The organism is Paenibacillus sp. GCM10023252 (genome assembly GCF_042653305.1).
Taxonomy (GTDB): Bacteria; Bacillota; Bacilli; order Paenibacillales; family Paenibacillaceae; genus Pristimantibacillus.
The window spans coordinates 362,347-380,853 of sequence record NZ_JBHSHW010000021.1 but is presented as its reverse complement, the minus strand read 5'-3'; the positions used below and the strand labels follow the sequence as shown (position 1 = coordinate 380,853).

At 48.6% G+C, this 18,507-nt stretch carries 13 protein-coding genes and 1 pseudogene; 4 read left to right on the top strand and 10 right to left on the bottom strand.

The annotated features are described in order from the left end of the window. Positions 1–20: 20 nt before the first annotated feature. Together ACFO9Q_RS12785 and ACFO9Q_RS12780 are read right to left on the bottom strand one after the other, a co-directional pair. Positions 21–1,025 (bottom strand): ABC transporter substrate-binding protein, encoded by a 1,005-nt coding sequence (locus ACFO9Q_RS12785; RefSeq protein WP_379182499.1) that lies wholly within the window; start codon positions 1,023–1,025, stop codon positions 21–23. Positions 1,026–1,191: 166 nt separating this feature from the next. Further along, positions 1,192–2,709, bottom strand: a complete 1,518-nt coding sequence (locus tag ACFO9Q_RS12780; RefSeq protein WP_379182497.1) for a carboxypeptidase M32 — start codon at positions 2,707–2,709, stop codon at positions 1,192–1,194. Between the two features lie 144 nt (positions 2,710–2,853). On the opposite strand from ACFO9Q_RS12780, the gene ACFO9Q_RS12775 reads away from it, so the two are divergent. Together ACFO9Q_RS12775 and ACFO9Q_RS12770 are read left to right on the top strand one after the other, a co-directional pair. Continuing rightward, positions 2,854–3,177 carry an iron-sulfur cluster biosynthesis family protein gene (locus tag ACFO9Q_RS12775; RefSeq protein WP_379182495.1) on the top strand — a complete coding sequence of 108 codons (324 nt, stop codon included), beginning with the start codon at positions 2,854–2,856 and terminating at the stop codon, positions 3,175–3,177. A gap of 34 nt (positions 3,178–3,211) precedes the next feature. Further along, a complete protein-coding gene (locus tag ACFO9Q_RS12770) occupies positions 3,212–3,796 on the top strand; it encodes a beta-class carbonic anhydrase (protein ID WP_379182493.1) in 585 nt (194 codons plus the stop codon). Positions 3,797–3,859: 63 nt separating this feature from the next. On the opposite strand, the gene ACFO9Q_RS12765 is transcribed toward ACFO9Q_RS12770, so the two are convergent. Both ACFO9Q_RS12765 and ACFO9Q_RS12760 read right to left on the bottom strand, forming a co-directional pair. After that, a complete protein-coding gene (locus ACFO9Q_RS12765) occupies positions 3,860–4,237 on the bottom strand; it encodes a hypothetical protein (RefSeq protein ID WP_379182491.1) in 378 nt (125 codons plus the stop codon). 3 nt (positions 4,238–4,240) lie between these two features. Continuing rightward, a pseudogene (locus ACFO9Q_RS12760) lies at positions 4,241–4,306 on the bottom strand (DUF309 domain-containing protein); the annotation flags it as partial. Between the two features lie 193 nt (positions 4,307–4,499). Between ACFO9Q_RS12760 and ACFO9Q_RS12755 the strand changes: the two are divergent. Together ACFO9Q_RS12755 and ACFO9Q_RS12750 are read left to right on the top strand one after the other, a co-directional pair. Continuing rightward, positions 4,500–4,913, top strand: coding sequence for a hypothetical protein (locus tag ACFO9Q_RS12755; protein WP_379182488.1), 414 nt, complete (start codon positions 4,500–4,502; stop codon positions 4,911–4,913). 2 nt (positions 4,914–4,915) lie between these two features. Then, positions 4,916–5,197 carry a YxcD family protein gene (locus ACFO9Q_RS12750; protein WP_379182486.1) on the top strand — a complete coding sequence of 94 codons (282 nt, stop codon included), beginning with the start codon at positions 4,916–4,918 and terminating at the stop codon, positions 5,195–5,197. A gap of 222 nt (positions 5,198–5,419) precedes the next feature. Here ACFO9Q_RS12750 and ACFO9Q_RS12745 read toward each other — a convergent pair whose 3' ends face one another. The 6 genes from ACFO9Q_RS12745 to ACFO9Q_RS12720 all read right to left on the bottom strand — a co-directional run bounded on the left by ACFO9Q_RS12745 (position 5,420) and on the right by ACFO9Q_RS12720 (position 18,326). After that, complete coding sequence (locus ACFO9Q_RS12745) at positions 5,420–5,668, bottom strand: hypothetical protein (protein ID WP_379182484.1); 249 nt, start codon at positions 5,666–5,668, stop codon at positions 5,420–5,422. 92 nt (positions 5,669–5,760) lie between these two features. After that, positions 5,761–6,642, bottom strand: coding sequence for an alpha/beta hydrolase (locus ACFO9Q_RS12740; protein WP_379182482.1), 882 nt, complete (start codon positions 6,640–6,642; stop codon positions 5,761–5,763). 154 nt (positions 6,643–6,796) lie between these two features. Continuing rightward, a complete protein-coding gene (locus ACFO9Q_RS12735) occupies positions 6,797–12,217 on the bottom strand; it encodes a DUF7594 domain-containing protein (RefSeq protein ID WP_379182480.1) in 5,421 nt (1,806 codons plus the stop codon). Between the two features lie 203 nt (positions 12,218–12,420). Beyond that, a complete protein-coding gene (locus tag ACFO9Q_RS12730; protein ID WP_379182478.1) occupies positions 12,421–13,509 on the bottom strand; it encodes a response regulator transcription factor in 1,089 nt (362 codons plus the stop codon). Further along, positions 13,506–15,317 carry a sensor histidine kinase gene (locus ACFO9Q_RS12725; RefSeq protein WP_379182476.1) on the bottom strand — a complete coding sequence of 604 codons (1,812 nt, stop codon included), beginning with the start codon at positions 15,315–15,317 and terminating at the stop codon, positions 13,506–13,508. Before ACFO9Q_RS12725 ends, ACFO9Q_RS12730 begins: the two co-directional genes overlap by 4 nt. Before the next feature lie 114 nt (positions 15,318–15,431). Beyond that, positions 15,432–18,326 carry a DUF4962 domain-containing protein gene (locus ACFO9Q_RS12720; protein ID WP_379182473.1) on the bottom strand — a complete coding sequence of 965 codons (2,895 nt, stop codon included), beginning with the start codon at positions 18,324–18,326 and terminating at the stop codon, positions 15,432–15,434. Positions 18,327–18,507 lie beyond the last annotated feature (181 nt).

Here is an 18,507-nt window from a genome sequence, read left to right as displayed (position 1 = left end):
TTCCCAGCCTGCGAGGCCATCTACTTCGCTGCCTTCTCCGCGAACGTATTATTCACGAGCACACTATGCTCTGTCTTCTTCTTCAGTTCCCCCGCCGTTGTCATCACATCAAGCAGATTATTCCATTCCTCTTCGTCAATAATCGCATCCGTCGCGTACGAGCCTTGCTCCTTGTATCGCTCTATAGCAGAGATAATAATGGCAGGATCTGCGTCCTTGAAGAACGGCAGCACGACCTCGCCGATCGTCTTCGCATCATGCTCCTCCACCCATTGCTGGGCCTTCTGCAGAGCGTTCGTGAAGGACTGCACAACCTTCTTGTTCTTCTTGATATAGCTCTCCTTCGCCATGAACACGGTATAAGGCAGATGACCGCTCTCCGCACCGAACGAAGCGACGACGTGGCCCTTGCCTTCCTTCTCGAAGATGGAGGCTTGCGGCTCGAACAGCTGGACGTAATCGCCCGTTCCCGAAGCGAATGCCGCCGGAATGTTAGCGAACTCTACATTCTGAATCAGCTTCAGATCCTTCTGCGGATCGATACCGAACTTGCGAAGCGTGAACTCTCCTGCCATCTGAGGCATGCCGCCCTTGCGCTGACCTAGGAAGGTCGAGCCCTTAAGTGTATTCCAATCGAACTTCTCTACCGGCTCCCGTGAGACGAGGAACGTCCCGTCGGTCTGCGTTAACTGCGCGAAGTTGATGACGGGATCCTCCGCACCCTGTTGATACACATAGATAGAAGTCTCAGACCCTACGAGTGCGATATCTATTCCGTTAGACAGCAGAGCCGTCATCGTCTTGTCACCGCCGAACGTAGTCTGCAGCTCCACATCCAGTCCTTCTTCCTCGAAGAAGCCCTTCGCCACCGCCACGTACTCTGGTGCATAGAACACCGAGCGGGTCACTTCCCCTACTCGAATCTTGACCTTGTCCCCTCCGCTCTCCTTACCGCAGCCTGCTAGCATGGCTGTCGCAACGAGCACCACTGCCAACAGCAGCACTGTTATTCCTCTCTTCCTCATCCTGCAATCCCTCCGCCTACTACCCAGATTATGTACCATAGCCTATGCACGGAATTTGGCGGCGGTGAATAAGCGATCGCTTCCACGTTGCAAAAAAAAAAAAAAGAAGACTCCCGCCCTCCGCCTATGCAGAGGGTAGAAGTCTTCATTGCGCTGAAGCGCTCGGCTACAGCTTGTAAATATCCTTGTACTTGCGCTCCAGGTACGTCACGAGATGCTGCGGATCCAGCGGCTTGCCCGTTACGGACTGAATCAGCTCCGACGGCGTTCTCAGCTTGCCATACTTGTAGATGCGCTCCGCCAGCCAATCTCTAAGCGGCAGCAGCTGGCCATCCGCGACGCTTCCCCACATATTCGGCAGCTCGCGCTCCATCGTGTCGGCCATCTGTGCCGCATACATGTTGCCCAAGGAATAGGATGGGAAGTATCCGAACGCGCCTCCCGACCAGTGTACGTCCTGCAGCACACCCTCTGCGTCCGTCGACGGAGTGATCCCGAGATATTCCTTGTACTTGTCGTTCCAGAGAGCCGGCAGGTCTGAAGCCTTAGCCCCTTCATTGAAGATGAGCTTCTCCATCTCATAGCGAATAATAATGTGCAGATTGTAAGTCAGCTCATCCGCTTCTATTCGAATGAGAGACGGCTGCACGACATTGTTGCCTCGGTAGAACTCATCAACAGATACATTGAGCTGGCCTGGGAAGTGCTTCTGCAGGTCGCCGTAGTAGCGTTCCCAGAACGGACGGCTTCGTCCGATGACATTCTCCCAGAAGCGGGACTGTGACTCATGAATACCCATGGACGTCCCTTGACACAAGGTCGTCCCGATGAGCTCTCCCATAATGTTCTGCTCGTACATGCCGTGGCCGCATTCGTGAATGGTGCCGAACAGCGCGCTCGTTACGTCATCCTCGAGGTAGCGGGTTGTGATGCGAACATCGCCTGGGGAGAGCCCAGTTGCGAATGGATGCACGCTCTCGTCAAGCCGGCCCGCGTCGAAGTTGAAGCCAAGCTGCTTCAGGATGAAGAGGGAGAATTGCTTCTGTGCGCCCTTGTCATAGCTCTGACGCAGGAAGGATGTGTCAGGCTGATGAGGGGAAGCTGCGATAGCAGCTGCGAGCGGAACGAGCTGCTCACGCAGTCCGCCGAATACACGGTCCAGCTCAGCCGTAGTCATCCCAGGCTCGTACTGATCGAGCAGCGTGTCATAGCGCGTAGCCTTCGCTCCCCATAGATCGATGAATTGATTCGTGTAGGAGATGACCTTCTCCAGATAAGGCTGGAAGCCAGCGTAATCGTTCTGCGCCTTCGCTTCCTCCCACTTGGACTCTGATTGCGAGGAGATGACGACATATTCCTGGTAGAGCTTCGGCGGAATCTTGACACTGCGGTCATAATCCTTGCGCGTCTCCGTAACCAGCTTACTGTGAATCTCGGACAATCCGCTCAGTACCTCAGGCTGCTCCAGCTCACTTAGCAGATCTCCCAGCTGCGGGGAGGTCGACAGCTTGAACATCTCGCCGGACAGGACACCGATCACCTCGGATCTCGTATCCATTCCCTTGCGGGGTGCGCCAGTGCGCAGATCCCAGTATAGAACGCCTAAGGCTTCTTCATAGCTCTTAATCTGCCGATTGACATCTAGGAAGGATTGCAGCGTGTTAGTGGTATGGTTCGTTCCCATGGGAAGCTCCGCCTCTCTGTACCTCATATGGTAGGTGAATTCAACTTCTCTTAACTTGACCCTAGTATGTAACGTTACGTATAATCAATTCTAACTTAATTCATACTCGATGCCTAGAGCGCCTGAGAGCCTGAGAGGAGACCGATGATGCATATTACCTTCACCCCGGGGGCCGTTGCTGCCCTTACCCCTCACCTTGCCGATGGCACGAAGCAGCTTAAGCTGCTCCACGACACGGAAGGCTGCGGCTGTGTAGTGAGCGGGGTTCCAGCCCTGCAGCTCATAGAGGAATCCACGGTAGATGACAAGCAAGCCGAGGGCGACCCCTTCCCGTTCTGGTACGAGCCCCGCCATGAAGTCTACTATGAGCCGAAGCTTAAGGTGGATTACAACCCTTCGAGCCACACGTATTCCTTGCGAAGCGACAGCCAGATCTATACGACGAATCTTCGGCTGTTGATGATATAATTTCTAGTCAGATACTTTGAAGGAGAGATGAGAGATGAGCAATCTGCATGACGTAATGGAGCACAATCGGAAGTTCGTAGACGACAAGGATTATGAACAATACTTAACGACAGGCTTCCCTGACAAAAAAATGGTCATCGTCACCTGTATGGACACTCGTCTAACGGAAATGCTGCCAAAAGCGCTTAATCTCCGCAATGGGGATGCGAAAATTATTAAAAATGCAGGTGCCATCATCACGCAGCCGTTCGGCAATATTATGCGAAGCGTCCTGATTGCTCTCTATGAGCTGAAGGCAGAGGAAGTATTCATTATCGGCCATCATCAATGCGGTATGACGGGCATTAATCCTGAGACTGTGGTAGGTCATATGACGGAGCGCGGCATATCGGAAGGTACGATTAAGACGCTTAAGAACTCCGGCCTTAATCTCATGAACTGGCTTGTTGGCTTCGACAACGTAAGATCCAGTGTCGAGAATAGTGTCCATATCGTTCGCAACCATCCACTGCTTCCGCCGAACACTCCCGTGCACGGTCTAATCATTCACCCGAATACAGGTGAGCTTGATCTAGTTACGGACGGATATGAGGCGCTGCGCGAGCTTCAGAAGCAATAAGGTTTTTGGTGACAAAAAAGGGGACAGCCTCGTGTGAAGGCAGTTCCCTTTTTTTTGCAGTCATTAGGTCTTGCGCCTCGCATCCGCCGCTGCCGCTCTCGCCGCGACAACCCCGCTGCGATCCCGATGCAGATGGCGGTGAGTGACTTCTTCCGGCGCATGATCACTGATCAGCCCCCATTGCAGTCCCTTCTCCTCACAGCGCAGCTGACAAGCTTTCATGAGCTTCTCATCTGTTATGATGAAGGTAATATCCTGATAGGCTGCTGGTTCCGAAGCAGCTGCAGCTTGTTCTCTTAATTGCAGGTCAGCGATGAGCTGAGAGCCGTCTACGCCCAGCGCATCCATCTGGTGTCCGGTGAGGCGGAGCAGTGCTTGACGGTACATTTTCACAGCGCCTGGAAGGTTGCCCCTTCTCTCATGATATTGTCCGACAGCCACTTGAATAAGTCCCACCCAGGTCTGCGCGAGCGGATCGCCGGGGTGCTCCTTCCAATACTCCTCGAGCAGCTCATGGCATTCGAAGTAATCTCTTGTCGCGTGGAATTCTACCAGGTACTCTATATAACTTCCAGGATAGATGAGTGCTCCTCCTCCTTAGCCAATGCTTACCAATAAAATTATTGAAACCTCCGTTAATCTTAGCCGTAAATGTGTATGATAGCAATAACTGCACTACAACATTCAGGAGGGAATTACATTGATGAAAAAAGGGTTATTGGTCATGATGGCGCTCACCGTATTCTTCGCATTCGGCCTATCCGGCTACGCGGATGCTAAGCCTCGGGGCGGCGGAATCAAGTCACCGAAGCAGAGTTACACGCAGACGCCTAAGAAATCTACAGATAATGTGAGCCAGTCGAACCCGAGCAAGACTTCTGGCAGCACAACTAAAAAGCCTGGATTCTTCAGCGGCGGAAGCTTCTTGAAGGGCATGATGATTGGCGGACTAGCTGGTCTATTGTTCGGCTCCATGTTCGGCACAGGCTTCTTCGCGAATATGATGGGCTTCCTGATTAACTTGCTTGCCATCTTCGCTCTGATTGCAGTCATTCGCGCGGTATTCACTTACTTCCGTAATAAGCGTCAGACACCAGACCACCGGAGACCTTACTAAGGATGAGAATATACACGGACGAGATTATTAATGCAGTCTGTCTGCACATCGCAGATCGCAGAGGCGTTAAGCCCACGGACGTGGAAGTTCAGCTCGCGTGGGAAGAACAATACGGCTTCACCGCTGAGATCTGGGTACAAGGCCGTTCTCAACACTTGATTGAATCGAATCTGCTCGAGGCGATTGAACAGTATATGTTCAGGGAATACAACCGCCGGGTGTTCCGCTCCAACATTACGCTGGACGCGGACGATGAAGAGATTTATGCGGATATTCGTGACTAGCTGTTCTTCGTAATCAGGTGCCACACCTGACTCAACGATCACATTAGGCCAGCGCTCTCGCGCTGGCCTTTTCATAGGTAAATATGAATTCTCTATCATGAACTATTCTACTGCTTCCCTGGTTTCTTCCACTGTTATGAACTTGGTACCCCTTCCCACTTCCCACTTCCCTCTCCCCAAGCATTTAGAGGTACTTTTTACCTCTATTTCACTCAAAACCACCTATCTCAACCATTTAGAGGTACTTTTTACCTCTATTTCACTCAAAACCACCCACCCCAACCATTTAGAGGTACTTTTTACCTCTATTTCACTCAAAACCACCCAACCCAGCCATTTAGAGGTACTTTTTACCTCTATTTCACTCAAAACCACCCAACCCAGCCATTTAGAGGTAATTTTTACCTCTATTTTACTCAAAACCACCCAACCCAGCCATTTAGAGGTACTTTTTACCTCTATTTCACTCAAAACAACCTATCTCAACCATTTAGAGGTACGGGCTACACAGGCATCCTGCAGCTTACAGCAAGCTCATGCATCGCTGCTGCGACCCAACTTTTCTAGTTCTCCTCACTGGTTCCAGCGTAGAACTTCAAGTAATTATCCATCTGAGATGCCCAATATTTTTTGTTGTGCCCTCCAGGATTGAGCTTGAATACGTAGGTCACCTTGTGCTCGTCCAACTTCTCCATCAACGCTCGATTGCCATCCGCAATAGACTTATATTCCTTCGCTCCATGGTCGAGGTAGATCCTCATCGCATCATCCCCGATCCCCTTGCTAACTAGCAGAACGGGATCATTCTCTACCTGATTGGTCTTGTCCTTGTACAGCCAGCTCAAGTAGTCGGGCACTTCCCTCCACACCGCAGCGCTATGTCCGCCCACCTTGCTGAACAGTCCATCATACTTGAACGCATAGTGCAAGGCCGCATAACCGCCCATAGAGAGCCCTCCTATGTAACGCTGTTCCTTCGCAATAGCAGAGTTAGCGAACTGTGACTCGACCTCAGGCAGCATCTCTTGTATGAAATAATCCTCATAACGTCCCATGTCATATTCATTCTTCTTCCCAGGAGTATCCGCTGAATTGACACCATAGCTATTGTGAAGCTCAGGGGCCACAATAATAATGGGATCAATCTCCCCTTGCTCGATTAACTTATCCGCACGTCTTCCCATATCTAATTGTCCAGTGAGGATACTGTTCTCATCCCCATTCTTCGGATGAAGGACGTACAATATAGCCATATTCGAGTCCTTCGAATATCCTTGCGGTACATACACATTAACGTTCATCTTACGTCCTAACACCTTGCTGTCTATCTCAAGATGATGAATGGACTGAACCTCTTGCAGAGTGGATTCCTCGTATGTACTGGAACAAGCCGCTAGTGCACTAATCAGGAAGATCATTAACAATGCCATGCCTCTATTACTCAATCTATTACACCCCCCCATTTCCCAATCTCCACATTATTGTTCCATTATATCCCACCCTTAACTTAAGCATCAACATGTTCAAAAAAAAGCCAGCGCTATACCCCCACAAGGGTAAAGCACCGGCTTATATGCGTGTAAGGTTTTTGTTATTCCATTAAAAATGTGTCACTGTGAAGTTAACTGTTCCGCTTGCTGGATCATAAACACCTGATGGTACTTTTTGCAGCTTGCCAGCTCCATCCACATACCAGATCACGATATGTTCAGGATCGCTTAGTTCCTCTGCTGTTGGAACATAAGGAATGCTAATCTGGGCAGGTGCATGATTGTTTTTCCAACGATAGAATTGTCCATCCACTAGAACATGCAGCCCAATGACAGGCCGGTCTCCAACCTTCTTCTTCAGTTCATGGCTTAATGCAGCTCTATCTACTTCGCCGATCGACAGACTTATCGTAGAACTCCCCTCTATTTCATTGGCTTTGAACATATTGTCAGCGACCGTCACCGTACCAATCTCGGTTTGAATAGATATTTTGTGTTCGGGCTGCTTATCATTATTAGTAGATGTCTGGAACCATGCTCTAGGAAGATCAATTACATATTGCGTTGCATCCGTAATAGAATCCACCTTAAGAGTAACTACCTTAACTCCCTCATCGTCCAGAGGAGCCTCCGCATTAGCCTCACTCAGTCTACCCGCCGTAATACTTGCCTTCGCAACCCCTCCATCCAAGATAGCAGACAACTCTACTGTACCAGGTGCTGGCGTCGCACTCGGCGTCGGCGTTGGCGTCGCACTCGGCGTCGGTGTTGGTGTCGCACTCGGCGTCGGTGTTGGTGTCGCACTCGGTGTCGGCGTTGGTGTCGCACTCGGCGTCGGTGTTGGTGTCGCACTCGGTGTCGGCGTTGGTGTCGCACTCGGTGTCGGCGTTGGTGTCGCACTCGGTGTCGGTGTTGGTGTCGCACTCGGTGTCGGCGTTGGCGTCGGATCCTCACCTATGACACCAATCTCCGTGAAGCTGTTCCATCCGCTAATCCAATTGCCGTGACCAACTACTCGCACATATCTGGCATCCACCGCTTGGAAGCTGAACGTCTGCGGTTCCAGCGTTAAGCCACTGCTAGTGCCTGTGTATACTTTCTCCCAATTCGTCTTGTCAGTAGATACCATAATGTCAAAGTTCGCTGTTCTCTTATCCCCGCTCCCGAACGCAATCAGCACTTGATTAATCGTCTTCAAGGTTCCAAAATCATACTGGATCCATGATCCATCCGGAAGGAGAGCCCAGTAAGTGGATAAGATTTTGTCCAGCGTTGTATAATCCCCGGTAGCTGGATCTACTAATCCTCCTGCTGCTGATGCTCCCGAGTATTCGGACCCTTCAGCGACGTCGACATGAACATTACCGACACCGGTATTCGGAATTAGATTGTATTTCAGTCTGTACGTTTTGCTGTCACTTCCATCTTCTGAGGTCACCTGAATGATGAACTCACCCGGCAATTTGCTTGGAGCTGTGACGTTAACCTCAGCGTAGCTGTCAGAAGGTATGATATCCAGCTTAGGCGGGACTGAGGTTTTTGTTGTAAACTCGTAGTCAAGCTGATCCTTCGTAAATGTATTTATGAGCACATTATTAGAGTAAATCCCTGCGATCGTAGCATCTGACCCTTTCACACGTTCACTTACCGTAACATCTGACACATCCGCATTTAGAGTGTTAATATCAACGGTAATCTTTTTCCCTTCGACTTCAAAGGTATATATAGAACCCGTATGACTAGTTAGGCTGACTTGTTTTGGTGTGCCTGCTTTGTCGGACCACGCAAAGGCAGATACATTTTGCCAATTGTCAGTCGTTTTTTGTACACGATAAGCTAGCTTCTGAGAAGCAACATTTTCACGGTTGTAATAATTCACATTTTCCGCTTTCACAACCGCATTGTCAGGGGTTAACGGTGTGAATTCCATCTTTGAAGTTTTCCCCACCGTCAAGTACTTGGAACCGGTCTTAATATAGCTGTTCTGTTCCGGGAAGAATCGCAGTTCAAGATTCTGCGGAGCAGTGAGCGCAATATCGTCAAGCACAATGAGAACATCAGGCTTCAAGTAAATCATGTGCCGCTTGTACTTGGTCAGCCCCTTATTCTCATGATACTGTGAAGCAGCATCTCCTACTACATAATCCAGCTCAGGTGTTGTGGTATGCTGATCAATGGTTGGAGCACTGCCTTGGGCTAGCATCTGCTGAGTATCCCCGCCTCCCCATGCGGATCCGTTGCCCAAATCTCCATTCGCATTCTGATCACCTAGCTGACCAAGGTTATTGATGAGCAGCGTGTTATGGTTGCTTGTGTACTTATAGGCATAGCCATCATCTCGAATGAGCCATTCTCCGTTGCCGAAGATGGTGAAGTTATTCTGATCGGGGTGAACATGTCCGCCGTTGCCATAACCGGCCGTGCTTCCTGGGTTGAGCTCCAGTGACTTCTTGCCGACATAAGGTCCTGACTTGAAGCTTACCATGGACTCATCGCCAGACCAATCACTTCTAGAGAATACAAGACCTAAGTCCTCGAACAGCTTGAACGTTGGCTTGTTAGCTGTTGCCGGATCTACAGGCTGCAGATTCTCATCGTAGAAGATGATGTCTCCGAAGTCGAGCGTCGTTCTCGCATCAATACCCTTAGCTGTTATCTGATTCGACAGCCATTGTGCAGTTCCATCTTGGTACAATCTTGCCAGATTCCTAACTAATGAGGAGTTGGTCTGACCGAAGTTGTCTCTGAACGTATCTCCTGTATCAATCAAGAAGTTGAAGCTCGTGCTCGCATTGATCGGGAGCTGGTTATAGAGACGGTAGTCGAAGGTGTTCTTCACTGCATCGTATTCGAAGTAATCAATACCTAGCAGCTTCTTCGACACTTCCATGTATTTCAGCAGTCCATTCGTCCCGTAATTCCAATACCCTGGGCCCTCTTGACTGCTTCCATCATCGGAGAGATAGCCCAGAATATTATCCAGCTTGTCTACGGCTAGAGTAAACCATTTCTTCGCTTCCGGATAATCTCCATAGATTGCTGCTCCGGCTATCTCCAGTCCGCCTACCGTTAACCACAGATGATTGTTCAAGTACCCATACATGAACCATGCGTACTGCTGTTCTTCAGCTGCTAGAGCATTATACATGTACTCGCCCATATAGATGAGCTTGTCGAGGATGAGCTTCTTATCCGTTGCACTGAGATCGTCATACAGCCAGTCATAGACGACGCCCAGTGATTCCAGCTGATGTGCTGGTGCAAGGTCACGGTTCAGGTTCCATTGTCTATTGGTTGGGTCTTGACTTTTGCCCCAAGTGATGTAGTTGACAGACGCTTTAGCCCACTGTAGAGTCGCCATCAAGTACTTGTTAGGATCCTCAGGTGCCGACGCTCCAGGATCTGATGTAACTAGAATCGTATCGAACTTCACCTTCAAGTGCTTATATTTAATCTTGAGTGTATGTTCACCCTTAGCTAGGCCAGCCAGAGAAGTAATCTTTACCCACTGCCATTCTTGCGGTTGATTAATCGTTGGCGCTGCTGCTGCATACTCACCGCCATCGACGCTGTAGTAGAATCCGTTTTTGCTTACATTCTCGGTTTTGACTCTAACCCATACGTCATAGCTGCCATCATTTGTATTGAAGGTGTAAGTGATGTCCCCTGCCGCTCCAGCAGCCGGGAGAGTATTAGCATCTGCTCCTGTCTTCACGGAAGCATATCTCGCACGGGATGCTGTTGTATCATCAGAGTGGACTGCTGCAGGTGAGGCTATCGCGGCCTCCTCCACTTCCTTCCAATGCTGCTCCGTACCGATTCCAGACGGAGTCCAAGCTAGATCTGAAGTAATAACGAGCTTGTCCAGCTTCGTATTCGTCATGACCTTAAGCGTATGCTCTCCGCCAGACAGGGAGGAGAATGACGCTGCTTCAACCCACTTCCATCCGCCTGCTGTGATTGGAGGTGCTTGCTTATAGTCTTCAATATCTGCGGCTAGATGAAGGACAGGATTGGCAGAGTCTGTTGCTACTCTAGCCCAGACTTTATAGGCTTGCGTAGTTGGAAGAGTAACCTTGTACTCTACATCTGCTTTCTCTGCGGGATTTGGCAGCTGTGTGATGTCTAGCTTGCCTGTGTCCACATACTTCGCACCTGAAGCGGCATCATCACCCGCTATTGTAGTATTTGCCGTAAGAGATGCATCCTCCGCCTCGAGCCATCTCGTATCCGAGACCGATTGCTTCTGCGTGAGGACAGCTGCTGTAGCAAGATTTTGAGTCGTATAGGCAACGAATTTCTGCCATAATTCGGCTTCATCCCCATCGCTGAAGTTGACAGCTGGAGGAGTCTTGAGCAGTTCATTCGCTTCTTGCAGGGCGAATCGATTCCAGATTGGATTATGAGACCCCCCTGGCTTAATAGCATCTCTAAGCTCGTTCATTCTGTCTTCGTCCATGAAGATCTTGGGATGAACGTCAGCATATGATTGAAGCAGTGATTGATTAATATTAGCCGCATTCGCGGCAAAATCATTAGCAGGCTTCTTAGGTGCTAAAGCCGGATCAGGAATCGGACCTGCAGCAAAAGCAGCTGTTATGATTTCATTCGCTTGAATATTTCCATTCGTATCCTTCAGTGTTTGGCCTGCAATTTTTATTTTGTTGTCTACGCCAAGTAAAGGGTTCTGAAGATTAATCGTCAGATCTTTCCCACTGATGCTTACAGAGTCCCATGGCGTCAGAGCGCGATAGCTTGTCCCATTATTACTAGATATGGACAAGGCGCTTTTTAAGTTCCCTCCGGAGTGATCGACAATGGATTCATTGAACGTTAGCTTTACTGTTTTTTCATAGTTGCTCACTTGAATGCCTGTCGGTGTTAATGGAGGTACTACAACCGTTTTGTCAATAACTAGGAATGGCTGCTGCCCTACATATCTCTCCTTCGATTTGAGATTTCGTTGTGGCGCTGCCAGTGAATTCATAAGCACTATATTTGCTTTTTTGTTGTTCGCTTTCTGTGCAAGTACATAAGATGTAATATCCGCTTCATAGTAGCCTTGCTCTGGTGCCATTACGAACTCGGCAACCTTGTCGCCATAGGCCCCATTATCCGGTCTTGTATTCCACGTTAGCGTGGTCTCGTCCCATGTATCGGTCTGAACAGCATAGGCGGATATCGTGGAGCTAACCGTGGAAGACTCTGCGAACAATTTTAATTTGACCGATACACCGTTCGTGTCTGCTGGGACTGAAGATAATCCGAACCGCATATAGCCCCTCCTAGAGTTCGTGAGCGCGGTATTATCTTCTCTTACCACAATCTGGTGTGGTGAGGTTGCTCCATTGTAAGTGGTATCTCTCTCCCCATCTTTACTAGAGACATAAGCGTCTGCTTCAGGCAGCACGCTTGCCACCACTGCCGCACTCACTTCTCCAGACACAGGCAGCAAGCCAGCCAGCAATGTCATGAACATGGAAGCTGCGACTACTTTACTTATCGTACTTCTCAACTTGACAATAATCATCCACTTACCTCCCAATTAAGTATGCGCTTACGATAATCGTGTGCTCTCTTGAACGTCATGTTCCTCCTTATTAAAGTTGGGAAAAGGGTGAGAACCAATCGTTCCTCCCCTCGTCCACGTCCACATTTGTAATTATACGGGTATTCCTGCTGCCTGCTACGAGACAATCTTGCGATTATGCTAGACAATATAACTGTATCTCATTAAGAATTCATTCTCTTCCTATAATCTAGCGGACTAAGTCCAAAATGCTTCTTAAACTGTTGAGAGAAATAATTGACATCCTCGTAGCCGACTTGATTAGCAATCTCATACACCTTATCCGAGGTCTCAAGCAGCTTGTTCCTAGCAAGCTTCATACGCTCTGCCACGATATAATTGCCTACTGTCATCTCCATCTCTTGCTTGAACAACGTACTCATATACGTCTTGCTCATGGATACTAATTCAGCAAGCTCTTGAAGATTAATAGGCTCTCCGCAATGCTCCGAGATATACTGCTTCATCATCTTGACCGTTCTTGTTGCCTGCTGGTCCCTAGTCCCCCGCATGACCTCAACCAGCCGATATGCTCCTTCTTCAAGCCGTCTGACTGCACATAGTCGGAAGTAGCTGCGGATGGTCTCATACGGAAGACACTTGCCACCTAGACCAACATCCTTTCCCTCATCCCACTGCAATTGGAACCGTTCATTCGTGAGCTCTTCAATGGCTGTCTGCAGCCAGAGATTAGCTAACGGACCCAATAGGTAATAATTATCCTCCACCCACAGCTCCAGCAGCTCCAGTGTCTCGACAATAAGCAGCGGGAAGGTCTCCAGCCTAAGCTCACGCACATGATTGAGCCACTTCTCCATAAGTGTACGGTGATGAGGAAGTCTCTTAATCAGCAGCCTGGCTGCATCCCTCTCGCGAATCTCCTTAATCTTATCCGTCGCCTTCTGCAGTGACTGAGTCAGTATAGCGTCCTCAATAGGCTTCGTTATGTAATCAAGCGCGTTCAACTGTATACTCTTCTTGGCATATTCGAAGTCATCATAGCTAGAGACGACCATACACATCATCCACGGGTATTGCTCGTTAATCTGATTAATGAGCTGTAATCCATCCATGATGGGCATTCGAATATCCGTGATGCACAGATCTGCGAAGGAATGACTAAGCCATTCCAACGCCTGTTCACCATTAGCAGCCGTCCCAGAGACGACTGTCGTATCATTGAAGGCTTCGACTGCAACCGATAATCTTCTTCGAATGAGGTGAACGTCATCTACAACTAGGACACGTATCATAATTCCGCCTCTTTCTTATTACGATATGGGAAGGTGATGATGACCTCAGTTCCCCCTCCAGGAGACGAAGCAATGGACACTCCAGATTCAGCATCCTGATAGAAGGCAGTTAATCGGTAATGCACATTCAGCAGACCTACTCTGGCAAGCTTCATGAACTCCACTTCCGTCCTTGGCTGCTTCAGTGCTTGTTGAACCTGCTCCAGCTTCTCTTGCTGCATCCCTGTACCAAGATCAACAATCATAATTCGAATGTAATTGTCTGTTGTTCGCTGAGCTGTTATACGTATCTCTAATGGCTCCGCGTTGACCTCATAGTTATGCTTAATGCTGTTCTCAACGAAGGGCTGCAGCACTGCCTTCAGGCAAGCTGCCCGTGCTAAGGATGGATCAAGTTCCACATGGCTGACAATATCCTCTCCGTACATACTCTCCATAATATGGATATAGTCCTTCAGATGATTCACTTCTTCCTCTAGAGTAACGAGTGTATCCTGATAGTTCGAAGTATATCTGAGCATCTTGGATAGAGCGATTGTCATGGACTGAATGCTCTGCTGCCCAGCTAGATAGGCCATGGAATTAATTGATTCGAGCGCATTGTATAGAAAATGGGAGTTGATCTGAGCCTGCAGCGCGGACAGGATAGCACGCTGCTGAACGACTCGAACTTCGGTAAGCTGCACAATCGAGCTCTCGATTCGTTCTAACAGATGGTTATACGCTTCGCCCAGCTCTCCTACTTCATCAGTCCCTCTCACCTCCGTTCGAATATCAAAACGCCCTATTCTAGCCATCCGGATCGTTCGTCTGAGCTCCTTCAAGCGCTTCGTAATGGACCTAGCGATGAGGTATACAAAAAAGGTCGAAACCATAAGGCCAATAATTGTCATCAGAATCGTCCAATTAAGAATGCTGCTAATACTTCTAGCCAGATCATAATAAGGAACAAAGGATATGACTTGCCACTGGGACCCTGGAATGGTCTGATACACAATCATCTGACTAGCGTCGGAATGATAGAATGAACCTTCCGAATGGCCTCGCAGCTGCTCAATCAACCTACTTGGGAGCTGCTGATTCACTTGTGTCATGTCCGGGGCGGACACGATCGTTCCTTCCAGATCGGCGATCAGAGTGTAACCGTTCTCACCAAGCTTAATCTCATCTAAGATGCTCTGAATATGAAGCAAGGAGATATCCATAAACAAATAGACGGTGTGCCCATTCATCTGAAATTGTTGCTTGTAGGTCAGAACAGGCAGTATTCGCTTCTGATTGAACGGGTCAACATAATCCGATCTAAGCTCAACCTGCTGTACGCGGCCCCCTTCCGCATGATTGGATTGAATCCAAGAATCATGATGAAAAGTATAGCCTGTCTGAAGCAGTACATCATTAAGGTTATTATTCCGAAAAATATTCTCATTGCCATTCCGATTAACCAACGCAATGGAGAGCACCTCGGGATGATAGGTGATATAGGGGGTAATAAACCGGGATTCAATCTGAAGCATCGCATTCGTCAGGTTGAATCGATCTCCAGCCGGCAAGCTTGACCAATGCCTAAATTCATCACTCTCGGCAATAGTCTGGAAGAACTGAATATCATCACTTATGTACCTTGCTAGATTAAAGTTGGATTGTTTAATAATTTGATTGCTGAATCGAGATACATCTGCTTCAATCGCTTGGGAGCTCTGCAAATAACTGAAGGTTCCTATCGAAGTAATAACCGTTGCAATGACGGTTGTTATAAGAATAATAAGCTTCCATTGCAACGAGCTTCTTATGACTTGCAGCATCATGTTCTCTCCCTTGTCAAGATGTTCACTATCATTATACCTTGATTCACAGCATACGAAAATGAACGAAAGCCCCACTTCCTATTGGAGTGAGGCTTACAGTTTGTCTGATAGGACTTATTTTAAGACAGCTGATTCCGTAGATAAGTTAAGTTCAATGGTCTTGGTTCCAGCTGTGAATCGCCAGACCCCTCCCCCAAGATCTGTATAATTGACTGTCTTTGGAGTACCTCCTGCCGCAGACCATGTTAAGGCTGTCGCATTTCTCCACATTGTGCCCGTCTTCTGCAGGCGAACAGCAAGCGAGGGCTTAGCTGTGTTCGTATTGTCGAAGCGGCTTACACTTCCCGCAGAAGCGGTTACTCCTGACATAGTGAGAGGCGTTACTGCAAGCTTGGCGCTTGATCCTTGCATCAGGTAACTATTGCCTGATTGCGAGTAGCTCTGCTTCTCTGGGAAGAATCTGAGCTCCATCTGATGGGATGCACTCAGAGCAATATCATCTACCACAATGAGCACATCTGGCTTCATGAAGATTAAGTGCCTTGTATACTTGCTCACATTGCGGCCAGCAGTGTAAGCGGGTGCACCTTCCCCTATGATATGGTCGAAGTCTGCAGATGTATAGGCTTTGCGAATTGCCGGTCTTGCATTCTTCACTCTATACTCCCAGCCTGAGAACCATGCTCCCCCATCTCCCATCTGACCAAGACCATCAATGAGCAGTGTATTGTGATTGCTCGTGTACTTATAAGCATAGCCATCATCGTTAATCAACCATTCGCCGTTACCGAACAAGGAGAAATGATTGACATCAGGATGAACATGTGCTCCTCCCATATCATATTCCACGTTATCCAAGTTCTCATGCCCCATATAAGGCCCAGACTTGAAGCCAATAACCGCCTCGTCTCCGCTCCATCCAGACCGGGCGTACACTAGTCCCATATCACCAAAGTGCTTCAAGGTAGACTTCCCTGCATTTGCTGGAGAGACAGGACTTACGCCAGCATTATAGTTCACCAAGCTTAGCCACTGGAAATCCCCGTCGTCAATGCCGGAATCCAGCAGTTCTTGAGCCAGCCATTGGGCTGTTCCATCATTGTATTGATTGGCTAGCGTCCTCAGGATAAATCCAGGACCATACCAATTGGACCTAGGCGAATCAGCAAATTGAAAATGACTATTAGCTATAGTCCAGCTATTGCGAGGCAGCATATTGTACAAGGCATAATCCGATGTCTTAGTCATCCATGTCTCGCCATATAAATTGGCCCCAAGCAGCTTCTTGGCAAGCTCCATGTACATAGTGACATAGCCCATACCATACTGCCAATAGCCGACCCCCTCGTGACTTGCACCATCATCACTTAAGTTGTTCATAACGGACGTATACTTGGACGTTGCGGTGTTCAACCATCCAATCGCTGGACTATGTTCATCGTATATGGCTGCCGCTGCTCCTGCTAGTCCAGTCATATTTACCCATAGATGATTACCCATATAATCTTCTCTCCACCAGCCATCCTGGCCATTAATAGCTAATGCGCTATCATTCATGATTGCCCCTCGTTCAATCAACCTATCCCGAATGCTATTCTTCGTCGTATCCGTAAGATGGTGGAACAGCCAGTCATAGAATAAGCCTAGTCCAAGCAGCTGATGGGCAGCAGCCAAGTCATTATTCGTATTCGTCGTCCCGTTGCCCCAGGTAGGATAGTTCAAGGAAGCAGTTGCCCAGCTAAGACCAGCCATTAAGTACTTGTTAGGATCCGAAGGAGCACCTGCTGACGTATCGCTAGTTATGAGAATCGAATCCAGCTTCAGGTTCGTATTCCTGTACTTAAGGTTAATCGTATGACTTCCGCTTACGAGGTTATTAACGGTCATAACCTTATGCCAGATCCATTCGGTTCCATAAGCAGGGTACGACGTGGCATAGCTGCCTCCATCCATGTTGTAGTAGAAGGAGTCTGCATCATCACTCGGGGCCTTCACTCTAGCCCACACACTATAATTGACTCCTCCGGTGGCATTGAATTGATACCTCGCATCTGGTGCAGCATTGTCCACTGGTGTAGGCGCCCAGTTCGAAGCAGACTTCACACTAATGTATTTGCCCTTCGTTGCGACGACATCATCTGTGTAGATCTGCATAGGACTTGCGAGTACTCCATCTTCCGCCTGTAACCAATGCTGCTCTGTCCCAAGACCAGACGGGGAATAGGCAGCATCCGTTGTGAACATAAGCTTGTCTATCTTAACTCTGCTCTGCCTATACCGAATCTTCAATTGATGCTCGCCTTCCACAAGCTTGACATTGCTCTTAATCTTAACCCACTGCCACCCTGCCGCCTCAGGTCCTCCCATATATTCATAATTCCCGCTGTCGAATGCCATATAGAAGGAATGTGCACCAGTATCCGGCAACTGAACCCGGGCCCAGATGTGATAATTAGTATTGCCCGGCAGCGTTAAGCTGTAATTGGCATGCGGGGGATCGAGTGGACTTGGTGCTGATAGCGTCGTACCGTTCGATGGGACCATGACGTACTTCCCTCCAGCTGCCCCTGCTTCACTGTAAGCTTGCATAGGTGAAGCAAGTTCTCCATCTTCGGCTTCTAACCATCTCGTTACGGAGAGGGTCCGATTCTGGGTGAGCAGATACGCCATTGCTAGATTAGACATATTCGTTCCATTCGGCCGCTGCCATTCCTCTGAATCCGAGCCGTCACTATAATTGACAGGAGGCGGTGTCTTCGTTAACAACTGATTCATGTTGTCCTGGAAGCTGCCCCATAGACTAGCATGTGTCCCTCCTGCCTGAATCGTCGTACGGAGATTATTCACCTTCGCATCATTAATATACATTCTGGGATGCACATTGTTGTAGGAAGTCAAGGTCGTCTGGTTGACCGTATAAGCTTCCGCTTCTGCAGCCGGATAAGCTGCCGCTAAGGCCACTGTTGTGAAGACCAAGAGTGCAGAGACAGAACGCACCACATTCATCATGGATTCCCCTTCCACATGTTAGCGCATACATTCACGCTATATGCTCATCATAAGCCAATAGTTACTAGAGCTATACTAGGCAGAATCACGATTTTACTAGGCAAAGTCACTGTCATTCATCGATGTAACAATATGGCAGGAATCCTATGCAACAATTACGCAGCTTGATTCGTTATAAGCT

What these genes read in the sequence shown, in the direction of transcription:
- ACFO9Q_RS12785 (WP_379182499.1), bottom strand. Translation starts at nt 1,025, where the DNA reads ATGAGGAAGAGAGGAATAACAGTGCTGCTGTTGGCAGTGGTGCTCGTT.
- ACFO9Q_RS12780 (WP_379182497.1), bottom strand. Translation starts at nt 2,709, where the DNA reads ATGGGAACGAACCATACCACTAACACGCTGCAATCCTTCCTAGATGTC.
- ACFO9Q_RS12775 (WP_379182495.1), top strand. Translation starts at nt 2,854, where the DNA reads ATGATGCATATTACCTTCACCCCGGGGGCCGTTGCTGCCCTTACCCCT.
- ACFO9Q_RS12770 (WP_379182493.1), top strand. Translation starts at nt 3,212, where the DNA reads ATGAGCAATCTGCATGACGTAATGGAGCACAATCGGAAGTTCGTAGAC.
- ACFO9Q_RS12755 (WP_379182488.1), top strand. Translation starts at nt 4,500, where the DNA reads ATGAAAAAAGGGTTATTGGTCATGATGGCGCTCACCGTATTCTTCGCA.
- ACFO9Q_RS12750 (WP_379182486.1), top strand. Translation starts at nt 4,916, where the DNA reads ATGAGAATATACACGGACGAGATTATTAATGCAGTCTGTCTGCACATC.
- ACFO9Q_RS12735 (WP_379182480.1), bottom strand. Translation starts at nt 12,217, where the DNA reads ATGATTATTGTCAAGTTGAGAAGTACGATAAGTAAAGTAGTCGCAGCT.
- ACFO9Q_RS12730 (WP_379182478.1), bottom strand. Translation starts at nt 13,509, where the DNA reads ATGATACGTGTCCTAGTTGTAGATGACGTTCACCTCATTCGAAGAAGA.
- ACFO9Q_RS12725 (WP_379182476.1), bottom strand. Translation starts at nt 15,317, where the DNA reads ATGATGCTGCAAGTCATAAGAAGCTCGTTGCAATGGAAGCTTATTATT.
- ACFO9Q_RS12720 (WP_379182473.1), bottom strand. Translation starts at nt 18,326, where the DNA reads ATGATGAATGTGGTGCGTTCTGTCTCTGCACTCTTGGTCTTCACAACA.